Genomic DNA, 22,144 nt, shown 5'->3' with positions numbered 1-22,144 from the left:
CACACCCACGTGCGAGCTGTCTTCGCCGCCCTCCACGAGTTGCAGGTAGTTGCAGGCAACGTTGACTCGCAAGACGACACGATGTTCTGGCTCGGTATCCATGAAGGCATAGCGCGAGAACGCGGGCTCCAGTTCCTTGGGACCGACATAGGCCCAGACGATGCCACCTTCCTCCCGCACGGGAAATGCCGGCGCCTTCATGCGGGCGGTGTACTTTGGATCCGCGTGGTTTGGCGTCTCCATCACAGCGCCGGCCGCGCTGAACTTCCATCCATGATAGAGGCAGCGGATACCGCCTTCCTCGACGCGTCCGAGTGCAAGCGACGCACCCCGGTGCATGCACAGCTCTTCGAGGAATCCGACCTGGCCATGCGAGTCGCGAAAGGCGACGTAGTCCTCGCCAAGCAGTCGAACGCGCAGCGGAGCGCTATCGGGCTCTGGCAATTGCGCGGATGTGCATACCGGATGCCAGAAGCGTCTCATCATTCTATCGGCTGTATTACGGGCGTGCACGGGACGAGGAGGTGATTTGGTGGTGTGGGACCAGCCCGCGCCAGTCCTCATCCAGGCCGATTTCGGAGGACACGCCAATCGCTCGACCTGCCTCCGCACGCAACGCCGGAATCTCCTGTTGGTCGCGACCTGCCCGGGCGGCCGTCAACAGGCATCGTTGCAGACGGCTGATCGCCATGTCCGCACTGCATAGCAGCTCCTGTGACCTGTCGCGAATCGTGCCGCTTGAGATGCTGCATGCGGCGTCTTCTTGCGTGATGCTGTCAAGGCCGGTGAAGTGGCCGTTGCGCTGCTGGGCCCGATCTTGGCCGAATCCGTTGGCCAAGGACATCGCGCTCGGTGAGTCACAAGTGTCCTGCGTCATCCCATACTTACGGAGTGTTGGATCATCAAGCCCAACGAATGCAAGCTGCTGCGTGCGCAACGGCTCGTCTCCTATACGTTTCTCTGCGTCCCACCAGACGTGAAAGAAGTTGCAACGTTCGTCGTTGACCGGAACTACCGCCAGCAATAGATCACCGTTTGCATTGGCGATAAAGCACGGGGCAATGAACGATGTCACGCGGGCAATTCGCTTCTCATCGCTTTGCCGGATCGCCACATAGTGAAAACCGAAGTCCGTTTCATCCGCTTCGATGATGGGCGCCGCGTCGAACTGCATGTGCGTCGTCTTCTTCGCGTAGTCGAGATCGGAGTCATTGGTCTTGGACAGCGCCGATCCGTGAAGTACGGTCAGGTGGGACGAGTCGACAAGTCCCTCAATGACCTGGACATAGTTGCAGTTGACGATCGCGCGAACATTGATCCGATTGGAATCCGGCAGATCCATGAACGGCCAGTGAGGGAACGGCGGCTCTTCGCCCCGAGGACCCAGGTAAGCCCACACGATGCCGCCAGTCTCGCGAACGGGATAAGTTCGGCCTTTGACGCGATCCTTGAACTTGGGGTCGACAACGTTGGGCGTCTCCAGCACTGTTCCATCAACCGCAAACTTCCAGCCGTGGTAAATGCAGCGCAGTCCATCGCCTTCCGATCTGGCCAACTGCATTGACGCGCCCCGATGCAAACACCCCTCAGCGTAGAGGCCGGGACGTCCTTGCTGGTCACGCCATACGACAAATCTCTCGCCAAGGACCTCGATGGTCTGAGGCTCCCCGTTTGGCGTGGGCATATCGGATGATTGCGCGATCGGCAACCAGAATCGGCGCATGGTGTTGCCCATGGCAGTGTTCGGGCCGGTGCGGCAAATCAGTTCGTTATCCTGCCTGGTCAGCATGTTGATCCCCTTTCTTCAGTAATGACGACTGGTAGATTCAAAGATCGACTAGCAGTCGTGTCGTCTTTGCGCGGGAACAGCACGGCATGAAGCAGTCATTGCGCTCGTGTTCCTCGCTCGTGAGATAGAGATCCCGATGGTCCGGCGTGCCCGACAACACCTTTGTCATACAGGTCCCGCAAACACCTTGCTCGCAGGAAAGAGGCAAGTCGAAGCCAGCGTCCAAAAGTGCATGGGCGGCGCTTTGGTCTGCGGCGACTCTGATGACCTTTCCGCTGCTCTTGATCTCGATCTCGAATGGAGAGTCGCCCGTGTGGTCGATCGGTCCCGCGGCGAAATACTCGCGATGCAGGTGCTCCTCGTTCCAGCCAAGCTCGGCCGCAGCCTGAAGGATGTGGTTCATGAAACCCGCAGGCCCACACACGTACAGGTGCTTGTCGGGGGAGGGGGCGCCGATTGCAGAGCGCGCGTCAAGTTGTTGCTCAGGGGCTGCATCGTCGATGTGCACCTGTACCTGATCGCGAAAGCTCTCGGTTTGTAGGCGCTCGACAAAGGCCATCCGCGATAACGTGCGGCCGCAATAGTGCATCTCGAAGGCGCGGCCATCGCGCGCGAGCTGCTGCGCCATGCAGAGGATGGGCGTAATGCCGATGCCGCCTGCGAAGAGAACAGAGCTGGCCTTCGCGCCATGCAGGGCGAAGTGATTGCGCGGGGGACTGATTTCGAGCACGTCTCCTTCGCCAATCGTATCCACGAGTGTCGCGGAGCCTCCACGTGATTCTGGTTCACGCAGTACGGCAATCCGATAACACGAATGTTCCGTGGGCAATTCGTACAGGGAATACTGCCGTACCAGCCCTCCGGGCAAATGCACGTCAATGTGCGAACCGGCCTCGAATGCCGGCAGGGATGCTCCCGCTACCGGTGTGAGTTCGTAGCCAGCAATGCCTTCGGCTAGTAACGTCTTCGCCGTGACCTTCACTTGCAGAAAACTATCCATCACGATTCCAATATCTTCCATGGAAGATCAATAAGCAAAAAAAATCAGCCGATGACAGCGCGTCGACGCTGTATGACTACTGGGGAACCGCCCAGTTGACGCTGGACTAGCCAGCGGGCGAGACCCTGGTCCATCACGCGCACATGTGCCGGAAACCAATTCACCAGGGCTTGCGCAAAGGAGCGTACTACTTGGGTTCGCCCTTCAACCAGCATCGCGCGCACTTCGTATGCCGATTTGAGAACTGCCGCGTGCTCGTCGATATGGCATCCCGCTGATCCGTAGACCGTCTCACGCATCGCGACATCCTCTTCGCCGAAGTGGCGATGCGCGTGCTCAGTAAAGCTGTTTAGTGCTTGCTCAAGCTGATCGTCTTCTACCGTCAGCAACGCATGCACACATTCGACAAACTCCCGATGCGTTTCGTCCATCGTTCGATGGTCGATCGAAAAGTCGTCCTGCCAAGTAAAGCCGGGGGATTCCGTCATAAGCCTCCTCGATCGCAATTGCACAATTGCATGCAGACAGGCCAACCGACCATTTGCAAACGATCGGTGCTCTGCCATCCGCAAAAAGGAAAGCTGGGTGCTCCGCACGGCATTTATCTCGTGAGACTGACTTTGCTTGCCTCTCCGCTGAGCACAAAGCCCTCCGTGCCGCGGATGCGATCTGACAATTAGTGCTCTATCCGTCAGCCTTTCGTGAGCAGCATCGATGATGAGTCCATCGGTGGAGTGTTCACAAAAGACTTCCATGGAAGAATACGAAGCAAAGCGAGATGTGTCGAGGTAGGGAAAACACCGACGAACACGCGATGCGGCGAATCACAGCCGAAGAACCCTGTATTTCCAAGGAAGACTGGCGAGCGAAGAGTGTGACTCAGGGAAAATCTGTAAGCGAGCCTCATTGACTTTGAATCGTCCCTCTATCAATCTTCCGTGGAAGATAACATTTCCCGCAAATGGAGGAGAGAAGGCGATGAAACTACGGTCAACTCGGCTCAGCCGCCAACTCCGGCGGCCGTTGGCGCGCTGCGGGCTGGCTCTTGCTGCCATGGTCGTCAGCAGTGGCACGCATGCCTACGATGGGGGCGCGCTTGCGCCCGGTCTCACGTTGTACGGTCTTATCGACACGGGCATTGAGTACGTGAGCAATGTGGGCGTTCAGAAGTCGAGCGCGATACGCATGCCGTCGCTGACATCGTCGTACCCATCGCGATGGGGCCTGCGGGGCATCGAGGACCTGGGGGGCAGCTACAAGTCGATTGTTGTTCTGGAATCAGGTTTCTCGCCGAGCCAAGGCACCGCGAACCAGAACGGCCGCCTGTTCGGGAGACAGGCATACGTAGGGCTGGTCGGGCCGTGGGGAGCGGTTTCCGTAGGCCGTTTGTATTCGCAAATCTACTACTCCTTGATCGGCGACACACTGGGCCCCAATATTTTTGCGGCAGGCCTGCTCGATACCTATCTGTCGACCGCACGCGTCGACAATGCAATTGACTATAACGTCACGTTCTCCGGATTCACGGTAGGTGCTACCTATTCGTTTGGACGTGATGCAGTGGCACCGGCGGCAGCCGGAGGATGCGCTGGGGAGTCGCCTTCAGACTATCGGGCCTGCAAGGCGATATCGATATTGGTGAAGTATGAAGCACCGACCTGGGGTGTGGCCGGGGCCTTCGATCGAAACTATGGCGGCGGTGGTGCCGGTTCCCCACTGCCCAAGAGTTCGCAAACCGATACGCGTCGTCTCATCAACGGCTATGTGAAATTTGGAACCGCAACAGTCGGTGCAGGCTTCCTTCGCCGCAATAACCAGGGCTCTGTTTCGGCAGGTATTTCAGATGCAACCAGCGACTACTGGTGGATCGGCGCGAACTATCTTCCAATTCCGCAAGTTTCGCTTGATTTGCAATATGGGCACCTGACGGTGAAGGCCAGTTCTACCGGTGCATCCGTGATTGCAGCACGTGCGACCTACCTCTTGTCCAAGAGGTCGGCGGTGTATGTGACTGCCGGGCGCGCATTCAATCAACGCGACGGAAGCTTCACGATTGATGGTGGTGCCGCGGGAACGGTTTCGACTCCTTTGCCCGGTGTCGACCAGACCGGTTTCCTGGTCGGTATTCGGCATAAGTTCTGAGGGCCTTCTGAGAACCGCACTCGTACAGCACGGCAATCGGCGGATTCATTGCCGCACTGGCAACCGGTACCTTAGCCATTCTGAGGATTGGGCCGTATGCCTTCCCGCCGCATCAAGAGGAAGCCCGGGCGACAATGGTCGGTGCCGAAGGCGTCATCGCTCTAGAAGACGCTTCAGCCTGACGTGATCGGGACCGGGGGAAGCACTTCGGACGGGGCAGGGCGCTTGCATTTTTCAACGAACCTCACTGGCCGGTATAAGGCCGGCGACAGGAAGCTCCTATGGAAACCAAGACAAGTTCTTCGGTCATTGCTATCGTGGACAATGGCATAGGCATTGTGACGCTGAATCGGCCTGATACGCTCAATGCCATCAATCATGAGCTCGCGGCTGCGTGGGCAAGCGCGATTGACCGGGTGGTGCGCGATACGGGGGTACGCGCGATCCTTCTGCGCGCTGAGGGAAAGGCCTTTAGCGTTGGTGGTGATCTCGCCTTCTTCAGCGCGAATCTTGGTCCTGGCTTGGCTCCGCTGCTCGGCGACGTCATTGGCTTGCTCAATGCATCGGTGCAGCAGTTGCGCAACTCGAACAAGCCCGTTGTCAGTGCTGTTCAGGGTGCGCTCGGCGGCGGTGGCATAGGCCTGGCACTCAGCGCCGACGTGGTCATCTGCGACGCGGGTCTCAAGATGCGTTCTGGCTATGCCGCCATAGGCCTTTCGCCAGACGCGGGGGCGTCCTGTTTTCTCGCGGAGCGCATCGGTGGGGCGCGGGCGCGCGCACTATTCATGACCAATCGCACGCTAAGCGCGGACGACTGTTCCGCACTCGGTATCGTTGATCGAATCGTCCCAACCGAATCCCTGCAGGACGAAGCGCTTGACATGGCGCGTCAGCTAGCTGACAAGTCGGAGACCTCAATGGAGGTTATCAAATCGCTTTGCAATACCCTGCGCGGCGACGCGCTTGCCGCACGACTATCCGCTGAGCGCGACGGCATGATGCGCTGTGCTGCAAGCATGGATGCAACGGAAGGCATCAGCGCCTTCGTGGCGAAGCGGAAGCCACTGTTCAGGAAATCCGCTTAACTGAAGTGTAGGATCGCTGGGCTCCACACCCGAGCGCCGGCGTTTCATCGATGTCGATCATCCGGCATCGACGAGAACGAATTCGGAATCCTTGATGGCAAGAATCTCGATCGTCTCCTCCGCCGAGATGGCGATCCCGTCGCGTTCCTCGACTGGCAGGCCGTTTACTGTGACGGCTCCTTTCGCGACAACAAGATACGCGTACCGTGTCTGCGATATCGTGTAGGCGATGGTTTGACCCGCCTGGACCAGTGCGCCTAGCACGCGAGCGTTGGCATTGATGTGCACCGCTTCGCGATCGTCAGGAAAGCCACTTGCCAATGGCACGAGTTGGCCGGCCCGATCAGCCCTCGGAAATGGCTTGGCTGCCCACCGAGGCTCGATCCCCCGTTGGGTCGACCGTAGCCAGATCTGGAAGACGCGTAGCGGTGTGCTGCCAGGGTTATATTCCGAATGGCGTATCCCTCGACCAGCGCTGAATGCTTGGACGCTACCTGCGGTGATCTGTCCACGGCTGCCCAATGTGTCTTGATGCTCAAGTAGCCCCTCCCTGACATAGGTGACGATCTCCATGTCGCGGTGGCCGTGCATCGGGAAGCCGGTTCCCGGAGCGATCTCATCGTCGTTCCACACGATCAGGTCTCCAAGCGCGGTATGTTGGGGATTCCCTTCAGCGTTAACGGCGAAGTGGTACTTTGCCTTCAGCCAATCGAGATTCATTTTGTCAAGGGATGCCCACGGGCGGAGCTGCAGCATGATTGTCTCCTGTACGCTGGTTGCAAGGTCGAACACATCGGTTCACGAATACGTCGAGGCCTGTCGATTTTGTCGAATCCGAACATCGACAGGCAATCGAGGTCATCAGGTTATCCGTGGAGGCAACAGCGGGAACAGGTGGCAAAGCAGAACGGATCCTTGTCTACAATAGAACAATCAACTAGTTGCCAATGAGGCACGCCGTGTCCCCAGTCAGTGACCTGAACAACTTGTATTTCTTTGCGAAGGTTGTCGAATGCGGTAGCTATACCGCTGCGGCTGAGGCATTAGGGCTTCAAACTTCCAAGCTGAGCCGACGTATCGGGGCGCTGGAGGCGGAATTGGGGGTGCGCTTACTGAACCGGACAACGCGCAAGTTGTCGCTGACCGAGGCCGGCAGGACGTTCCATCGGCACTGCGTCGCGCTAATCGCGGAGGCGCAGGCGGCGAAGGACTCGATCACCCAGACCTTGGCCTCTCCTCGTGGATTGGTGCGGGTAAGCTGCCCGACGGGTCTGCTACAGAGCGGGGTCGCAGAGATGCTGAGCCGGTACCTGGAGGCCTGGCCACAAGTCCAGCTTGCATTGGATGCAACCAATCGCCGGGTGGATGTCGTTGAGGAGGGGGTGGACATTGCAATCCGGGTACGAGTTCCACCGCTGAAGGACTCCGATCTCGCAATGCGGACACTCTGTCCTACTGGTATGGTTTTGGTGGCTAGCCCAAGCCTTGTGCGGGCTCTAGGGGAGCCTCAATCGCCGGATGACATTGGACGAATGCCAACAGTCTCGATGACCAGTGCCGGGGACAGGCATGTATGGCAATTCCGTAATGCGGCCGGGAGGCTATCTGAGTTGGCGCATGAACCCCGGCTGAAGACCGACGATCTCTACACCCTCCGCCAGGCGGCCCTGATTGGGGTGGGCATTGCGTTCCTGCCAGAGATGCTGATTTCCCAGGATATTGCGGATGGCGGGCTTGTCAGGTTACTGCCCGATTGGGGAGGACCGGACGGCATCGTCCATGCCGTATTCCCGTCGAGACGAGGAATGGTGCCGGCGATCAGGGAGTTGCTCGATTTCCTCGTTGTCTGCTTTAGTGAGCAGCAGCCATCACAAAGCACTTAAGGTCTACGAGGATTCTGTCCCCCTTCTGCCGTACGGTGTCGCCTGGTGCCGTGCATAGCGTGGACGAGTCGAGGGTTTACGTGAGTTTTTCTATTTGAAAATTCAAGTAAACTCAAACGAAATATGGTTGAAAAATCAAATAAACGGCCGCCATAGGGCGCAATTCGATATGCCCGGCTTTGCTCTCAGGTGAATGAGAGAAGTAGGACTCGCGTTCAGTTCCGGCACCAAGAGCCCTGTCCTCAAAACGAGGCGTGAACCCAAGTCACGGCAGTTGCGGCTCGATGCCCAACACCCCAGCCCATAGAGGACAAAGCAATGGACAAGCAAGCTCACAATATCGCCACCGTCGGCCGTATCCTCATTGCAGCTATCTTCATCATGAGCGGCCTGGGCAAGATCGGCGCGCCTGCCGGGACCCAAGCCCATATTGCCGCCGTGGGACTGCCGTTCCCGGTGTTGGGCTACGTCGTCGCAGTGGCGACCGAAGTCGGCGGTGGTCTTCTGCTTCTTGTGGGATTCCGGACCAGGATCGTCGCTATCTGGCTGGCAGCCTTCACGATTGCTGCCGCGGTCTTTTTCCACAATCACTTCGCGGACCAGAACACGATGATCCATTTCCTGAAGAACCTCATGATCACAGGAGGTCTTCTTCAGATCGCGGCTTTCGGAGCAACGCGGTTCAGCCTTGACGCCCTTCGTCGCGCACGGATCGCGTAGCCTACCCCAAGCGCAGGAGCAGCGCTGCGCCGCGGGTCGATTGCGTAAAGCCCGCGACTTCAAGGCAGGTCATCAAGGGCGTCAGCGTTCTCGTACAGCTTTAGCAGCATGGAGCGCAGCGCCTTTACGTCGTTCGCGGTGAAACCGGAGAGGACCACCGCCTCGTGTCGCTTTGCGACCGGGACGATGCGCTGAGCAAGCTCTTCGCCTTTTTTGGTCAGGATTGCCCTGATCGACCGTCCGTCAGTTGTACTCCTCTCCCGGCTTACCAATTCCTGACTCTCGAGACGGTCAATGATCCTCGAAAGCGCGGAGATATCTGACGACGCATGTAGAGATAGCTCGGACAAGGTCTGGCGAGGAACGTACAGGAGCGAGGCGCAGACCCGCCACTCGCTCAGGTTCAGGCCAAACGGCTTGAGTGCCTTTGAGAACGCGTTTCCCATCCGGTTCGTGGCACGTGCCATCAGGAAGGGAATCGCCTTTTCCAATTCTTCAGGTCTCTTGGGTGTGTTCACGGTCGTTTGATGATGTGAGGGTTTACGTTGGTATTTATGCTTGATTTTTCAAGTATACTCCACCGTAACATAGTTGAAAAATCAAATAAAAATTGTTCAAGACGAACCTGCATACCACTTCTCTGACCCCTTGCGGGAGTGAGGTGGTACGCGCTGAACCGGAGCAGATCGATGAGAAACAAAATTGCGCTTGAAGAGCACTTTGCGACTGACCTGACTATCGACCAGTCGAGAATTTACGCGCCTCCCGCGGTGTGGGAAACGCTGAAGTCCAATTTGATGGACATTGAACAACAGCGGCTCGAGCGTATGGAGCAGGGCGGAACCGAGTACTCGATCCTGTCGCTGAACTCGCCAGGGATCCAGGGCATTCCGAATGCGAAGGAAGCGGTCGATGTCGCGAGGCCAACGATGTTCTTGCTGAACATGTTTCCCGGCACCCATCCCGTCTAGGGGGATTCGCCGCGCTGCCGATGCAGGATCCCGATGCTGCGGCAAGGGAACTGGAGCGTAGCGTCAAGGAGCTTGGCTTTCACGGCTTTATGGTGAATGGATTCTCACAGGTGGGTGATGCCGAGACGGTCGTGTACTACGATGCGCCGCAGTACACGGACTTCTGGGTCAGCGCGGCGGCCCTCGGCAAGCCGTTCTACATGCACCCCCGGGATCCGCTACCGTCCCGCGAGCCGATCTACGACGGCTTTCCGTGGCTTACCGCCGCGACCTGGGCGTTCGCGGTTGAGACAAGTATTCACGCATTGCGGCTGATGACGTCAGGCCTCTTTGACCGCAATCCGGGGCTGCAGATGATTCTCGGCCATCTGGGCGAAGGAATCCCGTTCAACGTCTGGCGCGTCGACCACATCCTGCGCAAGGCGCCGCGAGGACTGCCATGCAAGCGGACTGTGGGCGAATACCTTAGAGAGAACGTCTACGTGACCACCAGCGGAAATTTCAGGACTCAGACACTCCTGTCCACGATGCTGGAAGTTGGCAGCGACAGGATCATGTACTCGGTCGACTACCCGTTCGAGGCGCATGATGAAGCTGCGCAGTGGTTCGACTCGTGTTCGATCAGCGAAACTGACCGCGTGAAGATCGGCCGGGACAATGCACGGCAATTGTTTGGACTGGCGTGAGAGAGCGACCTCATGCTTCAACGGAACGAGGTGCAATCTTGATCCCAGGTACCCCTCAGAAGGCCCCGGAGGCTAGCTCAACTGCCATCGACATTACCGCCCTGATCGATAGCCAGCCATTGAGCTCCTTCCAGAAATGGATCATGGTGCTGATCGGCTGCACTGTGGTGATGGACGGATTCGACGTGCAGGCGTTGGGTTTTGTTGCGCCCGCGATCGTTCAGGCCTGGCACATCAGCCCTGCTAGCCTGGGCCCTGTATTCGGCGCGGGCTTGATCGGGATGCTTGCGGGTTCAATCGTACTTGGCGCTATGGCGGATCGAGTGGGACGCCGGCCGGTGTTGGTCTGGGCGACCGTTTTCTACGGCCTATGCATGCTCGGTACCACCCTTGCCCAGACGATTCCACAGTTCCTTGCGATCCGCCTTTTGACTGGCTTCGGCATTGGCGGAGTGATGGGTAACGCCATCGCGCTGGTCAGCGAGTACAGTCCGCTGAAGCAGCGGGCGTCATTGATGACTTGGGTTTCATGTGGGTTCACGGGTGGTGCAATCGCCGGAGGTCTTCTCAGTGCCGTTCTGGTGCCTACTGCAGGCTGGAAGTCGGTATTTCTGGTTGGTGGCGTTTTGCCACTGCTAATCGCTGTAGCGATGTGGAAGTATCTGCCGGAATCCCTGCAACTACTCGTCATTAAACGACGCAATCCAGAGAAGATAGCCCTGTGGCTTGGCCGAATCGCACCAAATGTGGATGTCGGCGCATCAGCTAGCTTCGTTGTGCATGGGAAGCCACATGCGAAGGCTTCCGTTGGCGAGCTTTTTCGAGAAGGTCGCGGCACGACTACGTTGTTGCTATGGGGCATTAACTTCGCAAACCTGCTCGATCTCTTCTTCCTGTCAAACTGGCTCCCAATGCTCTCTTTGCGTATCGGAGACGGCACCGCGACGGCAGTGCTTATCGGAACCTCGTTGCAGATCGGAGGCACCGCGGGCGCGTTGCTGATGGGCCCGCTGATGGATCGCTTTGGCTTCTATCGTGTACTGACGCTCGGCTTCCTGATCGCGACATTTTCTGTCGCGGCCGTCGGTATTCCTGACTTGTCGCTCGGTTTGCGCTACGCGGTCGTGCTGATCAGCGGGGTCTGCATTGTCGGCGGACAGCCGGCGATCAATGCGCTCACGGCCACGCTGTACCCAACTTCGCTTCGCGCAACCGGAGTTGGCTGGAGTCTGGGTGTTGGACGAGCCGGTTCGATCGTGGGGCCAGTACTGGCGGGACGATTCATCGAGCTGCACTGGTCAAATACCGCGTTGTTCGTTGCCGCAGCGGTGCCGGCACTAGTTGCGTGTCTCTTGCTGATGGTTCTCGCCGGCGTTACGAGCGGAAATCGGCCCGATGACGGCTCGCTACCGGTATTGAGCCACTGATTGATAGACAAGCCTGGCATAAGGTTTGTCCAGGTGCCGGACGTCGCAGGAGCCAAGAATGAGCGTTTCGATTTCGATTTCGGTGAACGGCAAGCGTCACCATCTGTCAGTACCAGCAGATACGCCACTGCTATACGTGCTGCGCAACGACCTCCAGCTGAATGGTCCGAAGTTCGGGTGTGGTGAGGCACAGTGTGGAGCCTGCACCGTGATGATCGGCAAGGAGGCGGCGCGCTCCTGCGTTGTTCCCGTTGGTGCTGTCGGTGCGGCTCAAGTGATCACAATCGAAGGCTTGGTCAAGGGCAAGCGACTTCATGCACTGCAGAACGCTTTCCTCGCTGAGCAGGCTGCACAGTGCGGCTACTGCTCGAGCGGGATGTTAATGGCCGCGAAGGCGCTGCTCGACCGGAATCCGGATCCGGACGAGGCGACCATACGGCGGGAAATGACTGGTCAGAAATGCCGGTGTGGCGTACACAATCGAATCGTCCGTGCAATCCAGCGCGCCGCGAAGGAGTTGCGCGGATGAATACCGTCAAACTCTCCCGCCGCACCTTTGGCAAACTGGCTGGAGCGGTAATCGCAACGTTCTCGCTTGGGCCATTCTCCGAGCTCGCGCTGGCCGAGACCGACCTTCCTGTCGATCTTCGCACCAATCGCAGGCTCGACGGTTGGATCCGAGTCGATATCGAAGGCACGGTCACTATCTTTACCGGAAAGGCTGAACTAGGCCAGGGCATTCTTACGGCGCTCTCACAAATTGCCGCAGACGAACTCGATGTGGATTTTGCTAGCATTCGCATGATCTCGGCGGATACAACCCGCAGCCCGAACGAGGGGTACACCTTCGGCAGCCAATCAGTCGAGCGGAGTGGGGCCGCATTGCGGGTTGCCGCAGCGGATGCGCGGGCCGTACTGTTAGGTGCGGCTTGCCGGCGCCTCAAGGTGCCGCTGTCGGATCTTCGGGTCGAGAACGGTGTGATTCTGGTTGCCGATGGCCGTCGCACCACCTACGCCGACATCGTCAGGGACGAACGAGCATTGCTTTCACGTGAGGTGACTGCCGCAGGCGCCACAAAACATCCGTCGGAGTACAAGCTGGTTGGCAAGTCGATTCCTCGCATTGATCTGCCGGCGAAGTTCACTGGTGGCGCCGCGTTCGTTCAGGACATGCGTCTTCCCGGCATGCTGTTTGGTCGCATAGTGCGGCCACCGAGATATGGCGCAACGCTGATTTCGGTGGACGACTCGTCGATAGGGCGGCTCCCGGGCGTAGTCAGCGTGGTGCGCAATGGCAACTTTCTCGGTGTGATAGCGGAGCGGGAAGAGCAAGCGATCCATGCGCGCCATGCATTGATGGAGATAGCGCATTGGAGCAAAGATTACGTGCCGCTGCCAGACGTGGATCATCTCCAACAGGCATTGCCTCGCTGGAAGAGCGAAGATTCGGTGGTTGGCGTAGCGGGGCAGGATACCCCCGCAGCGGATATCGGGGCGCAACTGGAAGCAACCTACTCGCGCCCCTACCTTTCGCACGCTTCACTTGGCCCCTCATGCTCCGTTGCGCTGCTCAGGGACGGGCGCATGACTGTGTGGTCTCACACGCAGGGAGCGTTTCCCCTGCGCGGCGACCTCGCAACGGTGCTAGAAATGCCCACGAGCGCGGTCGATGTGGTGCATGTTCCCGGTGCAGGCTGTTACGGCCATAACGGCGCTGACGACGTTGCCCTCGATGCAGCGCTGCTTGCTCGCGATGTGGCGGGACGGCCGGTAAAGGTGCAATGGATGCGCGATGATGAATTCGCGTGGGCGCCGATCGGGCCGGCAATGGTCATGCAGGTGAAGGCGGCCCTGTCCAAAGACGGCCGAATTGCCGACTGGAACTATGACGTATGGAGCAATTCGCACGCAATGCGGCCCGGCCAACCCGGTGGCGTGAATCTGCTTGCCGCATGGCACCTCGCTAAACCTTTGCCACCGTCGTCACCGGCGCGGATTCCACAGCCATACGGTAACGGTGACCGCAATGCCGTGCCTGTCTACGAGCTACCGCGCCGGAAAGTGACCAACCATCAGTTGCTGGACGCGCCCGTGCGCAACAGTTCGCTGCGCACGTTGGGAGCCCACGGAAACGTGTTCGCGATCGAGTCCTTCATGGACGAACTTGCGCTCGCAGCTAACGCTGACCCGGTCGCGTTCCGCCTGGCGCATCTCGATGATCCTCGTGCGATAGCCGTGGTGCGCGAGGCAGCAAATCGGTCCAAATGGCAATCTGCGGTGAAGGGCGATGGGCAGCGTGGGCGTGGCTTCGCGTACTCGCGATATGAAAGCATCCAGGCCTATGTAGCGATCGTCATCGATGTGAACGTTGTCCGCTCAACGGGGGTCATCAGCGTGACAAACGTGATCGCTGCAGTCGATGTGGGCCGTGTCATCAATCGTGATGGTGTGAAGAACCAGATCGAGGGTGGCATCGTCCAGGCGCTGAGTTGGGCGCTCAGGGAGCGCGTCACGTTCAATCGTTCGCAAATTACCTCACGCGGCTGGCAAGATTATCCGATCCTGACCTTTGCCGAGGTGCCGCCGATCGACGTGGTACTGCTGGACCGTCCCGACGAGCCTGCGCTTGGCGCTGGCGAATGTTCACTACCCCCGACTGCCGCCGCGCTGGCGAATGCGGTGGCGAACGCGATCGGCACACGTTTGCGCGATTTACCTTTTCTGCCGAGCAAGGTTCTGGAGCGTCTTGCCTGACCAACACAAATCGAGACAGAGCCCCAGCTGCATCCGGCAGGCAAGGGCAGGAGACGGAGGTCATTCGTGGAAACTCAAGTCATCATCGTTGGAGCCGGGCCTGTCGGTCTGACGCTCGCGATCGATCTCGGCCGACGCGGCATTGAATGTGTCCTCATCGAGCAAAAGGCAGAGCCCCAATTTCTGCCCAAGATGGAGCGGTGCAACGCGCGGACCATGGAGATCTTTCGCCGTCTTGGCCTCGCGGACCGGATCAGGGCAGCCGGCATGCCCGAAGACATCCCCATGGATATTCAGATCGTTCGCTCCATGGTGGAGCCGCCGCTTCTGCGTTTGGCCTATCCATCCGTGGCGCAGGCTCGGGTACGCACACGCCAGAGCACGGATGGTAGTCTGCCGCTAGAACCTTACCAGCTTATCTCTCAGTACACGCTGGAGCCGCTCCTTCTGGAGGAAGCTGAGCGCCTGCCAGCGGTCACCGTGATGCGGAGCACGACATTTCTGGAATTCACCGAGCAGCCTGCCGGCGTTCTGGCGACTGTCAGTCACGCCGACGGTGTGCGAAGCACGTTGAGCGCGGCGTATCTTGTCGGCTGCGACGGTGGCGCGAGTCGCGTACGCAAGCAACTCGGTATCCGCCTGCACGGCGAGGGCGACATTGCACGGCTGCGCCAGGGCCTGTTCCTGTGCGAGCAACTCTATGAGCGGCTGCCGATGGGTAATGGGCCGGGACGGGGGCGGCATTATCTGGTGGCGGGTGGACCGCCTACCTTCATGATCATGCAGGACTCGACGCGGCACTGGACGATCCACTCCGCTGTCGAGAGCGACGAAGAGATGCGGCAGATGTTCGAGCGGATCATCGGCGCTCCGCTTCCCTACGAGATGCTGTATTGCGCGGAATGGCGGCAGAATCTGCTGCTGGCTGAACGCTACGGAGAGGGAAGGGTGTTCCTTGCGGGCGATGCGGTGCACCTGGTAATCCCGACTGGCGGCCTAGGCATGAACACCGGCGTTGGCGATGCCGTGGACCTTGCCTGGAAGCTGGCTGCCACCCTGGACGGGTGGGGCGGCCCTGGACTGCTGGCGTCCTATGAAGCTGAACGGCGGCAGATCGGTGAACGCGTCGTTGGCGCATCGCGCTACGCCTCGTTAGGCTACCGTGCCTGGTTGGCAGAGGTGCGCCCGGAGATCGGGGACGATACCGCCGAGGGCGCATCTGCACGCGCTCATGTTGCCGAAGTCGCAAACGTGGAGCAGCGCAAGTCCAACGAGATGATTGGCGCGGAGCTCGGCTACCGCTACGTAGACTCGCCCATCATCGACAATGTGCCAGGGGGGCCGCAGCATGACGTGCGAGTCTATCAGGCGACTGCCTGGCCTGGGGCCCGGCTTCCCCACATGTGGCTCGCTGACGGAAGCGCCATCCAGGACCGGCTACGGTCGGACCGCTACACGCTGGTCGACGTGAAGGGCGAGCAGGATCCGGGTCAGCTTGTTGCCGCCTTCGAGGTATTTGGCGCACTGCTCGATGTGCTCGTGGTCCCGGACTCCGCGCTTCGCAGCGTCTATGAGCGCGATCTCATTCTCGTTCGGCCAGACATGCATGTCGCGTGGCGCGGCGACCGGCTCCCGGAGGCCGTTGACGATCTTGCTGCACTGGCGACCGGCCGCCGTGGCGGCCGGAACAGCCAGATACCGAGCAGCGGGGGCCCAGTTGACTCTGGCCGCTGCCCGCCGTAGTTCGGGGTTGAATGCCCACGCGGCGTCTTGTAGCGCCGCGCCCAGTACTCGTCGATGATCTGTACTAGCTTTCTTCCAGTCACCGCATTGTGCGGAAGCTATGCAACTCTCGTCGTGAGGCAGTGCGGCCATCGACCGCTTTGCAGCTCACATCGGCATGTTTGACCTCCAAGGAAGGCTACTGTCAGCGTGCGTGTGCCGTGGAAAGGGAGATATAGAGAGCGACGCAGCGTAGTGACCAAATTCTGGAATTGAAGGGATCCAATGCCATGCGGCATAGGATCTCCTATCCAATGAATATTTGATTTTTCAATTAAATGAAACGATAAGGTGCTTCATGTTGGCCAGGAGGGTGCGGTATTTGATCTTCCTTGGAAAATTAAAATCAAACAAGGGAGATCAAAAGCATGGATTCCACATCCGCTCAACCCAATCGCCAGTTCCGCGCGCGCACCGTTCGGTGCGGCCTGACTGCGTTTGCTGCACTAGCGTCCGGCCTCGCGCAAGCGCAAATCGCAAGCATAAGCGCTGCGCAGGCACCTGGCATGACCCTCTACGGCCTCATCGACACCGGGGTCGAGTATGTGAGCAACGTCGGCTCTCGGAAGGACAGCGTGGTCCGCATGCCGTCGCTTACAGGATCGTTGCCGTCAAGGTGGGGTCTGCGTGGCATCGAGAATCTGGGTGGCGGCTTGAACTCGATCTTTGTACTGGAATCGGGGTTTGCTCCGTCCCAAGGCACGCTGAACCAAGGCGGTCGTTTGTTCGGGAGGCAAGCGTACGTAGGGCTTTTCGGGCCTTGGGGAGTCGTGACAGTCGGCCGTCTGTATTCGCAGATCTATTGGTCTCTGATTGGCGACACGCTAGCCCCCAATATCTTTGGGGCCGGCTTGCTCGATACTTATTTGACGGCTGCACGCGTTGACAACGCCATTGACTACACCTTCATGCTTTCCGGGTTCACATTTGGCGCCACCTATTCGTTTGGGCGTGACGCTGTCGCGCCGGCGGTTGCCGGGGGATGCGCGGGCGAATCGCCTGCAGATTGGAGGGCCTGCAAATCGATGTCGGCGATGTTGAAGTACGAAGCGGCGAGCTGGGGTGTGGCGACTGCAATCGACCGCAACTATGGCGGGGGTGGTGCTGGTTCCGCGCTGCCTCAGAGCGCTCAAACCGATACCCGTGGTGTCATCAACGGCTATGTGAAGTTCGGCACTTCAACCGTCGGCGGGGGATTCCTTCACCGGAATAATCAGGGCTCCGCCAATCCAAGCAGCAACTACTGGTGGCTCGGAGCCACCTACCTTCCTCAACCGCAAATTGCACTTGATGTGCAGTACGGGCGTTTGACCGTGAAAGGCAGCTCCACTGGTGCATCCGTCATCGCGGCACGCGCGATGTACATGCTGTCCAAGCGCTCGTCCGTGTACATCACGGCGGGACGCATGTTCAACCAGCGCGACGCATCGTTCACGATCGACGGAGGCGCTATTGGCACGGTGTCGCTTCCGTCGGCAGGAGTGAATCAGACGGGGGCTTTGATCGGCATTCGTCACAAATTCTGAGCCGGGGCAATGCGTTATTGATGAGGTGCTTCCTGCGCGACTTCTTGGGCGGTCAAGCAACCTTGGCCATGTTCAGGAAGCATCGAACACGCCAGCAACTGACCCCCCAGCTCCCGGCCTTGCAGTGGGACCGTGCCTCCGCTTGCAGAAATCACTAAATTATACTATTGTAAAACTTAGTAAGAGATGCTCATGGAAGATGAGCGTCAACTCAGGCGCACGACTTCCGTTGCGCAATGGGATCAGATAGGAGACAGATCGATGATTGAAGAGCGCGACCTTATTGTGACAATGCGTGACGGCACCCGTCTGGCCGTCGATGTCTACCGGCCTGACGCGCCCGGTCAGTACCCGGTCCTGTACGCATGTGCCCTGCACAATAAGGATATCCAAGGCCCGGACGTGGCCGATGTCTTGCCCCCTCAGCCGGCCCACGCGCCGCTATGGTTCGGGCCGATCGAGGCAGGCGATACGCGCCGATTCGTTGCCAACGGCTACGTCCACGTCATCGCGCAACCGCGTGGCTCTGCCAAGTCGGAAGGCCACTACGGGCATGAAGACACGGACCACTACGACATCATCGAATGGATCACGCAGCAACCGTGGTCCAGCGGCAAAGTCGGCATGGTCGGGATTTCTGGCTACGCCGGGGAGCAATGGCGTGCCGCGGCACAGGGGCACCCCGCGCTAAAGGCCATCTTTCCCTACGACGCTTGCAGTGCCTACGGCGGAATGTTTGGCTTCCGCGATTTCACTCCTGGCGGCGTGGCTCACACTTTCCCGTACCTGCTGGACGTCTTTAGTACTGTTCACGAGTCCCGCGACATTCCGACCGCACTGCCCGATGAGCAGGAAGAGTTGTGGCGCATGGCGATGCGTAACCCGGACTACAAGCAGTACGTCAACCTGTACAACATTCTCACCCAAAAAGGTCAGCGTACCTTCGTTATGTACCTGATGTTGACGCAACCTTGGGAGGCCGACGGCGTTCTTGAGAAAGCCGAGGAGAACTTCAAGAAGATCAAGATTCCCTTCTACACCGGCTCAGGCGCCTACGCGTATACCTACAAGCTCCACTGGCTTGGTGCGCAGAACTACTTCCAGAACGTCGACCAGCCAAAGAAGTTGCTCTTCACGGGTCCTGCGCATCTTGAGCGGCCTTTCCACCAACACCACGACGAAATCCTTCGCTGGTACGACTATTGGCTCAAAGGAAAGGATACCGGCATCATGGACGAGCCGCCGGTCCGCTACTGGCTCATGGGAGCGAACGAATGGCGTACCGGCCAAGACTGGCCGCTGCCCGAGACGCAGTGGAAGAAGTACTACCTATCGCACTGGGAATCCCTGACCACGGAGGCCCCGCGCCCCACGGCGGAGCTTGGCAAGTCGGCTCTCGAGCCCGATGTGTTCACGCAGATGCCGGTGACCAGAACCACGAAAGTCGAGCGGCTGCGGTACATGACTGAACCGCTGGCGCATGATGTGACCGTAGCCGGTCCCATCTCGCTGACACTCTACGCAGCGATCGACCACGAGGATACAAACTGGATCGTCGTGCTCAAGGACGTGGGGCCGGACGTCTCCGTGCGGACAGCGCGCGAGGGCGAGCGCGATGTGCCCTCGGATTTGCCGGAGCGTGAGCTGACGCGCGGCTGGCTCAAGGCGTCGTACCGCGCGACCGACGAGAAGAGATCCAAGCCATGGAAACCATTCCACAAGCTCACCAGGGACGCGATCGAGCCGGTCTCGCCTGGCGAGGTCGTCGAATACAAGATCGAGATCCTGGCAACGGCCAATCAGTTCAAAGCTGGTCACCGAATCTGCCTTGATATCACCAGCATGGACGTCCCGACCGGTACCGGCGCCATGACTAACGTGGAATACATCCCCTATCACGTTTGCAGCAGTACGACCGTGACACACCGGATCTATCGCGATGCAGATAGGCCATCACATCTTCTGTTGCCGATTATTCCGAAGTAATTCAACCACCTCCCCAGCCGCAGTCCCCCAGTGCAGAGGAATCACACTATGAACTCCATTCATTTTGAACGTCATGAGGATATTGGCACCATCGTACTTGCCAAGCCCCCGTTCAACCGCGTCGACCTGCAGTACACATCTTCTCTTCGCGAAGCGGTTCACGCGGCAAGCGAGAGCGATATTCGGGTGCTGGTGGTGCGCGCGGAAGGACCGAATTTCAGCCTGGGCGGTGACGTGCGCGAGTGGCCCGGCAAAGATATCAACTGGTTCCGTACCTTTGTTGCCGAGGTAAATGCCTCCTATCGCGCCATTGAGGCGCTCCAAGTGCCCACTGTAGCCATAGTGCGGGGCCTCGCATTCGGTGGTGGATTCGAACTCGCGCTCGCCTGTGACTTCCTTGTTGCCGCCGAGGACGCTGTGTTCCGCTGTGTCGAGGTGACGACCGGGATGCTGCCGATTGCGGGTGCCTTGCAGCGCCTTGCCGAGCGTGTTGGGCGCGCTCGCGCTTCTCGGTTTTCGATGCTGGGCGATCCCATCCCGGGTACGATGGCGGGTACGCTTGGTATCGCCACTCATGTCGTGTCTGACCTGCAGCTTGACGCTGAGGCTGACGCACTGGCCCGTCACCTCGCGTCCGGTCCGACTCGCTCCTACGCGGCTACGCGAACCCTGCTGAAGGCTTGGTCCGGTGGCGGCATCGCAACCGCTGATGCCATGATGCTCGGCGTCACCATGGATCTCTTCCACACCCAGGATGTGCAGCGCGGATTCATCAGTACCGCAAAGGCATTCGATGCAGATATCGAACCGCCAGAACTGGTGTTCGAAGGCAAGTAAGGCAATCGTATTTGCCTATGTGGCGCGCATTACGCGCGATGCCATGGCCTCAGAGCTGGCTCTTTTGGCAGATGGAGAACTGCAGTAGGTGAGCGGGATGGAAATTGGTATTGATAGTTTTGCGGTTGACCTTCCCGATCCGGAATCAGGCCGCCGGACCTTGCCCGAGGACCGCATGTCAGCGCTTCTCGATGAGGTTGAGATCGCTGATCGCGCCGGGCTGGATATCTTTGGTATTGGCGAGCATCATCGAAGGGAATTTCTGGATGCCGCCCCGGCAGTCATACTCGCTGCGGCGGCTGCGCGGACCAAGAACATCCGATTGACGAGCGCGGTATCGGTATTGAGTGCAGGCCCGCGTGGCAAAACGCCCTTCAAGACTCAGCTCGAAGGGCGTGATGTGATGCGCTTTGTTGTGCTTAGTTCTTCGAATTAGCGGCCTGCTCGATGAGGGCCGCCACGGCAGCCGGCTTCGACTCATACACGGCGTGGCTGCCCCGAGTTTCTACCACCGTGGCGCCGGCGCGCTTGGACATCGCGCGCTGGGCATCCGGCGGAATCATCTTGTCGTCCTTGGTGACGAGGTACCAGCTCGGCTTCGCACGCCAGGCAGCCAAGGTGACTTCACCCGCCAGCGCGTCCACGCCCCATGGCACTTGGGCGTTCGCCAGGAAGGAGGCACGTTCGGCTTTCACGTCGCCAGCGAAGGCCGCGGCGAACTTCGTCTTGTCCAGCATCAGGAAGCCATTGACCGGCGGCAGGATGGGGGGCGCCGAAGCGCCAGGAGGAGGATTGGCGATCAGCTTTTGAACGGATTCGCCCTGGTCCGGGGCGAACGCCGCAATGTAGACCAGGCGCGAGACCTTGGGGTCGTTGCCGGCCTCCGTGATGACCACCCCCCCGTACGAATGGCCCACCAGGGTGACGGGGCCGTCCTGGGCGTCGACCACCGCCTTGGTGGCAGCCACGTCTGCGGCGAGCGACGTCGTGGGGTTTTGCACGATGCTGACGTTGAAGCCCTTGGCCTTCAGCAGCTTGTACACCGATTCCCAGCCGCCACCGTCGACGAAGCCGCCGTGGACGAGTACCACGTTGTTGACACGGTCGGCGGCAGCGGCCGTGCTTGGCGACGTGGCACCGATAGCCAGGGAGGCGAAGCCCAGCACGCCAAGAACGGTGCGCCAGGAGGAGACAGGTTTGGGTTGCATCTGGTACCTCATCGATAGGATGTAATGGAAGGGTGTGCTCGTCAGGCGTGACAGCCGTCCGAGGTCAATCGCACGGCGGCATTTAGATCGTGGAAGCCGTGACCGCTTCGGCGGCCGCCTCGATCAGTTCGGCCACACCACCGGGCTGAGACACATAGATTGCGTGGCTTCCGTCGAGCTCGACGGCGGTGGAGCCCGCACGCATCGCCATGGCGCGCTGCGCGTCGGGCGGGATCATCCGGTCGTCCCTGGCGACCAGATACCAGCTCGGCTTCGTCTTCCAGGCGGGAGCGACCGACGGCGCGGCCAATGGTAGGATTGTCATTTCGTCTGCCCCTCCTTTCTGTG

Annotated in this window: 20 protein-coding genes and 1 pseudogene; 13 read left to right on the top strand and 8 right to left on the bottom strand. The window is 59.4% G+C overall.

The window, feature by feature from the left end:
- The 4 genes from OR16_RS18005 to OR16_RS17990 all read right to left on the bottom strand — a co-directional run.
- The coding region (locus OR16_RS18005) for a Rieske 2Fe-2S domain-containing protein (RefSeq protein WP_043420226.1) at positions 1 to 486 on the bottom strand (486 nt) is incomplete at its 3' end.
- A gap of 13 nt (positions 487 to 499) precedes the next feature.
- Positions 500 to 1,789, bottom strand: coding sequence for a Rieske 2Fe-2S domain-containing protein (locus OR16_RS18000; RefSeq protein WP_006159374.1), 1,290 nt, complete (start codon positions 1,787 to 1,789; stop codon positions 500 to 502).
- Positions 1,790 to 1,826: 37 nt separating this feature from the next.
- Positions 1,827 to 2,810 (bottom strand): PDR/VanB family oxidoreductase, encoded by a 984-nt coding sequence (locus OR16_RS17995; RefSeq protein WP_202801087.1) that lies wholly within the window; start codon positions 2,808 to 2,810, stop codon positions 1,827 to 1,829.
- Positions 2,811 to 2,833: 23 nt separating this feature from the next.
- The gene (locus tag OR16_RS17990; protein ID WP_006159372.1) at positions 2,834 to 3,277 is read right to left on the bottom strand and encodes a bacteriohemerythrin; all 444 of its coding nucleotides are present in this window, start codon (positions 3,275 to 3,277) and stop codon (positions 2,834 to 2,836) included.
- Between the two features lie 490 nt (positions 3,278 to 3,767).
- Between OR16_RS17990 and OR16_RS17985 the strand changes: the two genes are divergently transcribed.
- Together OR16_RS17985 and OR16_RS17980 are read left to right on the top strand one after the other, a co-directional pair.
- Positions 3,768 to 4,931 (top strand): porin, encoded by a 1,164-nt coding sequence (locus OR16_RS17985; RefSeq protein ID WP_006159371.1) that lies wholly within the window; start codon positions 3,768 to 3,770, stop codon positions 4,929 to 4,931.
- A gap of 281 nt (positions 4,932 to 5,212) precedes the next feature.
- Positions 5,213 to 6,016: an enoyl-CoA hydratase/isomerase family protein gene (locus OR16_RS17980; RefSeq protein ID WP_006159370.1), complete on the top strand. Its 804-nt coding sequence runs from the start codon at positions 5,213 to 5,215 to the stop codon at positions 6,014 to 6,016.
- A gap of 57 nt (positions 6,017 to 6,073) precedes the next feature.
- Here OR16_RS17980 and OR16_RS17975 read toward each other — a convergent pair whose 3' ends face one another.
- Positions 6,074 to 6,772 carry a pirin family protein gene (locus OR16_RS17975; RefSeq protein ID WP_006159369.1) on the bottom strand — a complete coding sequence of 233 codons (699 nt, stop codon included), beginning with the start codon at positions 6,770 to 6,772 and terminating at the stop codon, positions 6,074 to 6,076.
- Positions 6,773 to 6,975: 203 nt separating this feature from the next.
- On the opposite strand from OR16_RS17975, the gene OR16_RS17970 reads away from it, so the two are divergent.
- The gene (locus OR16_RS17970; protein WP_043420244.1) at positions 6,976 to 7,899 is read left to right on the top strand and encodes a LysR substrate-binding domain-containing protein; all 924 of its coding nucleotides are present in this window, start codon (positions 6,976 to 6,978) and stop codon (positions 7,897 to 7,899) included.
- Positions 7,900 to 8,217: 318 nt separating this feature from the next.
- Positions 8,218 to 8,619 carry a DoxX family protein gene (locus OR16_RS17965; RefSeq protein ID WP_006159367.1) on the top strand — a complete coding sequence of 134 codons (402 nt, stop codon included), beginning with the start codon at positions 8,218 to 8,220 and terminating at the stop codon, positions 8,617 to 8,619.
- Between the two features lie 59 nt (positions 8,620 to 8,678).
- On the opposite strand, the gene OR16_RS17960 is transcribed toward OR16_RS17965, so the two are convergent.
- Entirely contained in the window at positions 8,679 to 9,137 is a 459-nt protein-coding gene (locus OR16_RS17960; RefSeq protein ID WP_043420223.1) for a MarR family winged helix-turn-helix transcriptional regulator, read from the bottom strand.
- Between the two features lie 171 nt (positions 9,138 to 9,308).
- Between OR16_RS17960 and OR16_RS17955 the strand changes: the two are divergent.
- The 9 genes and pseudogenes from OR16_RS17955 to OR16_RS41460 all read left to right on the top strand — a co-directional run bounded on the left by OR16_RS17955 (position 9,309) and on the right by OR16_RS41460 (position 21,024).
- A pseudogene (locus OR16_RS17955) lies at positions 9,309 to 10,276 on the top strand (amidohydrolase family protein).
- Positions 10,277 to 10,419: 143 nt separating this feature from the next.
- Positions 10,420 to 11,703 (top strand): MFS transporter, encoded by a 1,284-nt coding sequence (locus OR16_RS17950; RefSeq protein ID WP_100227920.1) that lies wholly within the window; start codon positions 10,420 to 10,422, stop codon positions 11,701 to 11,703.
- A gap of 58 nt (positions 11,704 to 11,761) precedes the next feature.
- Complete coding sequence (locus OR16_RS17945; protein WP_043420220.1) at positions 11,762 to 12,232, top strand: (2Fe-2S)-binding protein; 471 nt, start codon at positions 11,762 to 11,764, stop codon at positions 12,230 to 12,232.
- Positions 12,229 to 14,457 carry a xanthine dehydrogenase family protein molybdopterin-binding subunit gene (locus tag OR16_RS17940; protein ID WP_006159363.1) on the top strand — a complete coding sequence of 743 codons (2,229 nt, stop codon included), beginning with the start codon at positions 12,229 to 12,231 and terminating at the stop codon, positions 14,455 to 14,457. Before OR16_RS17945 ends, OR16_RS17940 begins: the two co-directional genes overlap by 4 nt.
- Before the next feature lie 66 nt (positions 14,458 to 14,523).
- Positions 14,524 to 16,200: an FAD-dependent monooxygenase gene (locus OR16_RS17935; protein ID WP_006159362.1), complete on the top strand. Its 1,677-nt coding sequence runs from the start codon at positions 14,524 to 14,526 to the stop codon at positions 16,198 to 16,200.
- Between the two features lie 407 nt (positions 16,201 to 16,607).
- Positions 16,608 to 17,765 carry a porin gene (locus OR16_RS17930; protein WP_006159361.1) on the top strand — a complete coding sequence of 386 codons (1,158 nt, stop codon included), beginning with the start codon at positions 16,608 to 16,610 and terminating at the stop codon, positions 17,763 to 17,765.
- Between the two features lie 192 nt (positions 17,766 to 17,957).
- The gene (locus OR16_RS17925; RefSeq protein WP_158001370.1) at positions 17,958 to 19,751 is read left to right on the top strand and encodes a CocE/NonD family hydrolase; all 1,794 of its coding nucleotides are present in this window, start codon (positions 17,958 to 17,960) and stop codon (positions 19,749 to 19,751) included.
- Positions 19,752 to 19,799: 48 nt separating this feature from the next.
- Complete coding sequence (locus OR16_RS17920; RefSeq protein WP_006159359.1) at positions 19,800 to 20,588, top strand: enoyl-CoA hydratase/isomerase family protein; 789 nt, start codon at positions 19,800 to 19,802, stop codon at positions 20,586 to 20,588.
- A 97-nt stretch (positions 20,589 to 20,685) separates the two neighbouring features.
- Positions 20,686 to 21,024, top strand: a complete 339-nt coding sequence (locus OR16_RS41460; protein WP_081488812.1) for an LLM class flavin-dependent oxidoreductase — start codon at positions 20,686 to 20,688, stop codon at positions 21,022 to 21,024.
- Here OR16_RS41460 and OR16_RS17915 read toward each other — a convergent pair.
- Both OR16_RS17915 and OR16_RS17910 read right to left on the bottom strand, forming a co-directional pair.
- Positions 21,008 to 21,796 carry an alpha/beta fold hydrolase gene (locus OR16_RS17915; protein WP_006159357.1) on the bottom strand — a complete coding sequence of 263 codons (789 nt, stop codon included), beginning with the start codon at positions 21,794 to 21,796 and terminating at the stop codon, positions 21,008 to 21,010. The two genes, OR16_RS41460 and OR16_RS17915, sit on opposite strands and share 17 nt — an antisense overlap.
- 82 nt (positions 21,797 to 21,878) lie before the next feature.
- Entirely contained in the window at positions 21,879 to 22,121 is a 243-nt protein-coding gene (locus OR16_RS17910; RefSeq protein WP_006159356.1) for an alpha/beta hydrolase, read from the bottom strand.
- Positions 22,122 to 22,144 lie beyond the last annotated feature (23 nt).

Origin of the sequence: Cupriavidus basilensis OR16, assembly GCF_000243095.1 — a bacterium.
Taxonomy (GTDB): Bacteria; Pseudomonadota; Gammaproteobacteria; order Burkholderiales; family Burkholderiaceae; genus Cupriavidus; species Cupriavidus basilensis_D.
The sequence above is the reverse complement of the archived record's forward strand: the minus strand, read 5'-3'. Positions and strand labels throughout refer to the sequence as shown.

Bases quoted from the DNA above. Each gene is read 5' to 3' on its own strand.
- OR16_RS18000 (WP_006159374.1), bottom strand. From the start codon at position 1,789: ATGCTGACCAGGCAGGATAACGAACTGATTTGCCGCACCGGCCCGAAC.
- OR16_RS17995 (WP_202801087.1), bottom strand. From the start codon at position 2,810: ATGGAAGATATTGGAATCGTGATGGATAGTTTTCTGCAAGTGAAGGTC.
- OR16_RS17990 (WP_006159372.1), bottom strand. From the start codon at position 3,277: ATGACGGAATCCCCCGGCTTTACTTGGCAGGACGACTTTTCGATCGAC.
- OR16_RS17985 (WP_006159371.1), top strand. From the start codon at position 3,768: ATGAAACTACGGTCAACTCGGCTCAGCCGCCAACTCCGGCGGCCGTTG.
- OR16_RS17980 (WP_006159370.1), top strand. From the start codon at position 5,213: ATGGAAACCAAGACAAGTTCTTCGGTCATTGCTATCGTGGACAATGGC.
- OR16_RS17975 (WP_006159369.1), bottom strand. From the start codon at position 6,772: ATGCTGCAGCTCCGCCCGTGGGCATCCCTTGACAAAATGAATCTCGAT.
- OR16_RS17965 (WP_006159367.1), top strand. From the start codon at position 8,218: ATGGACAAGCAAGCTCACAATATCGCCACCGTCGGCCGTATCCTCATT.
- OR16_RS17950 (WP_100227920.1), top strand. From the start codon at position 10,420: ATGGTGCTGATCGGCTGCACTGTGGTGATGGACGGATTCGACGTGCAG.
- OR16_RS17945 (WP_043420220.1), top strand. From the start codon at position 11,762: ATGAGCGTTTCGATTTCGATTTCGGTGAACGGCAAGCGTCACCATCTG.
- OR16_RS17940 (WP_006159363.1), top strand. From the start codon at position 12,229: ATGAATACCGTCAAACTCTCCCGCCGCACCTTTGGCAAACTGGCTGGA.
- OR16_RS17930 (WP_006159361.1), top strand. From the start codon at position 16,608: ATGGATTCCACATCCGCTCAACCCAATCGCCAGTTCCGCGCGCGCACC.
- OR16_RS17925 (WP_158001370.1), top strand. From the start codon at position 17,958: ATGGAAGATGAGCGTCAACTCAGGCGCACGACTTCCGTTGCGCAATGG.
- OR16_RS17920 (WP_006159359.1), top strand. From the start codon at position 19,800: ATGAACTCCATTCATTTTGAACGTCATGAGGATATTGGCACCATCGTA.
- OR16_RS41460 (WP_081488812.1), top strand. From the start codon at position 20,686: ATGGAAATTGGTATTGATAGTTTTGCGGTTGACCTTCCCGATCCGGAA.
- OR16_RS17915 (WP_006159357.1), bottom strand. From the start codon at position 21,796: ATGCAACCCAAACCTGTCTCCTCCTGGCGCACCGTTCTTGGCGTGCTG.
- OR16_RS17910 (WP_006159356.1), bottom strand. From the start codon at position 22,121: ATGACAATCCTACCATTGGCCGCGCCGTCGGTCGCTCCCGCCTGGAAG.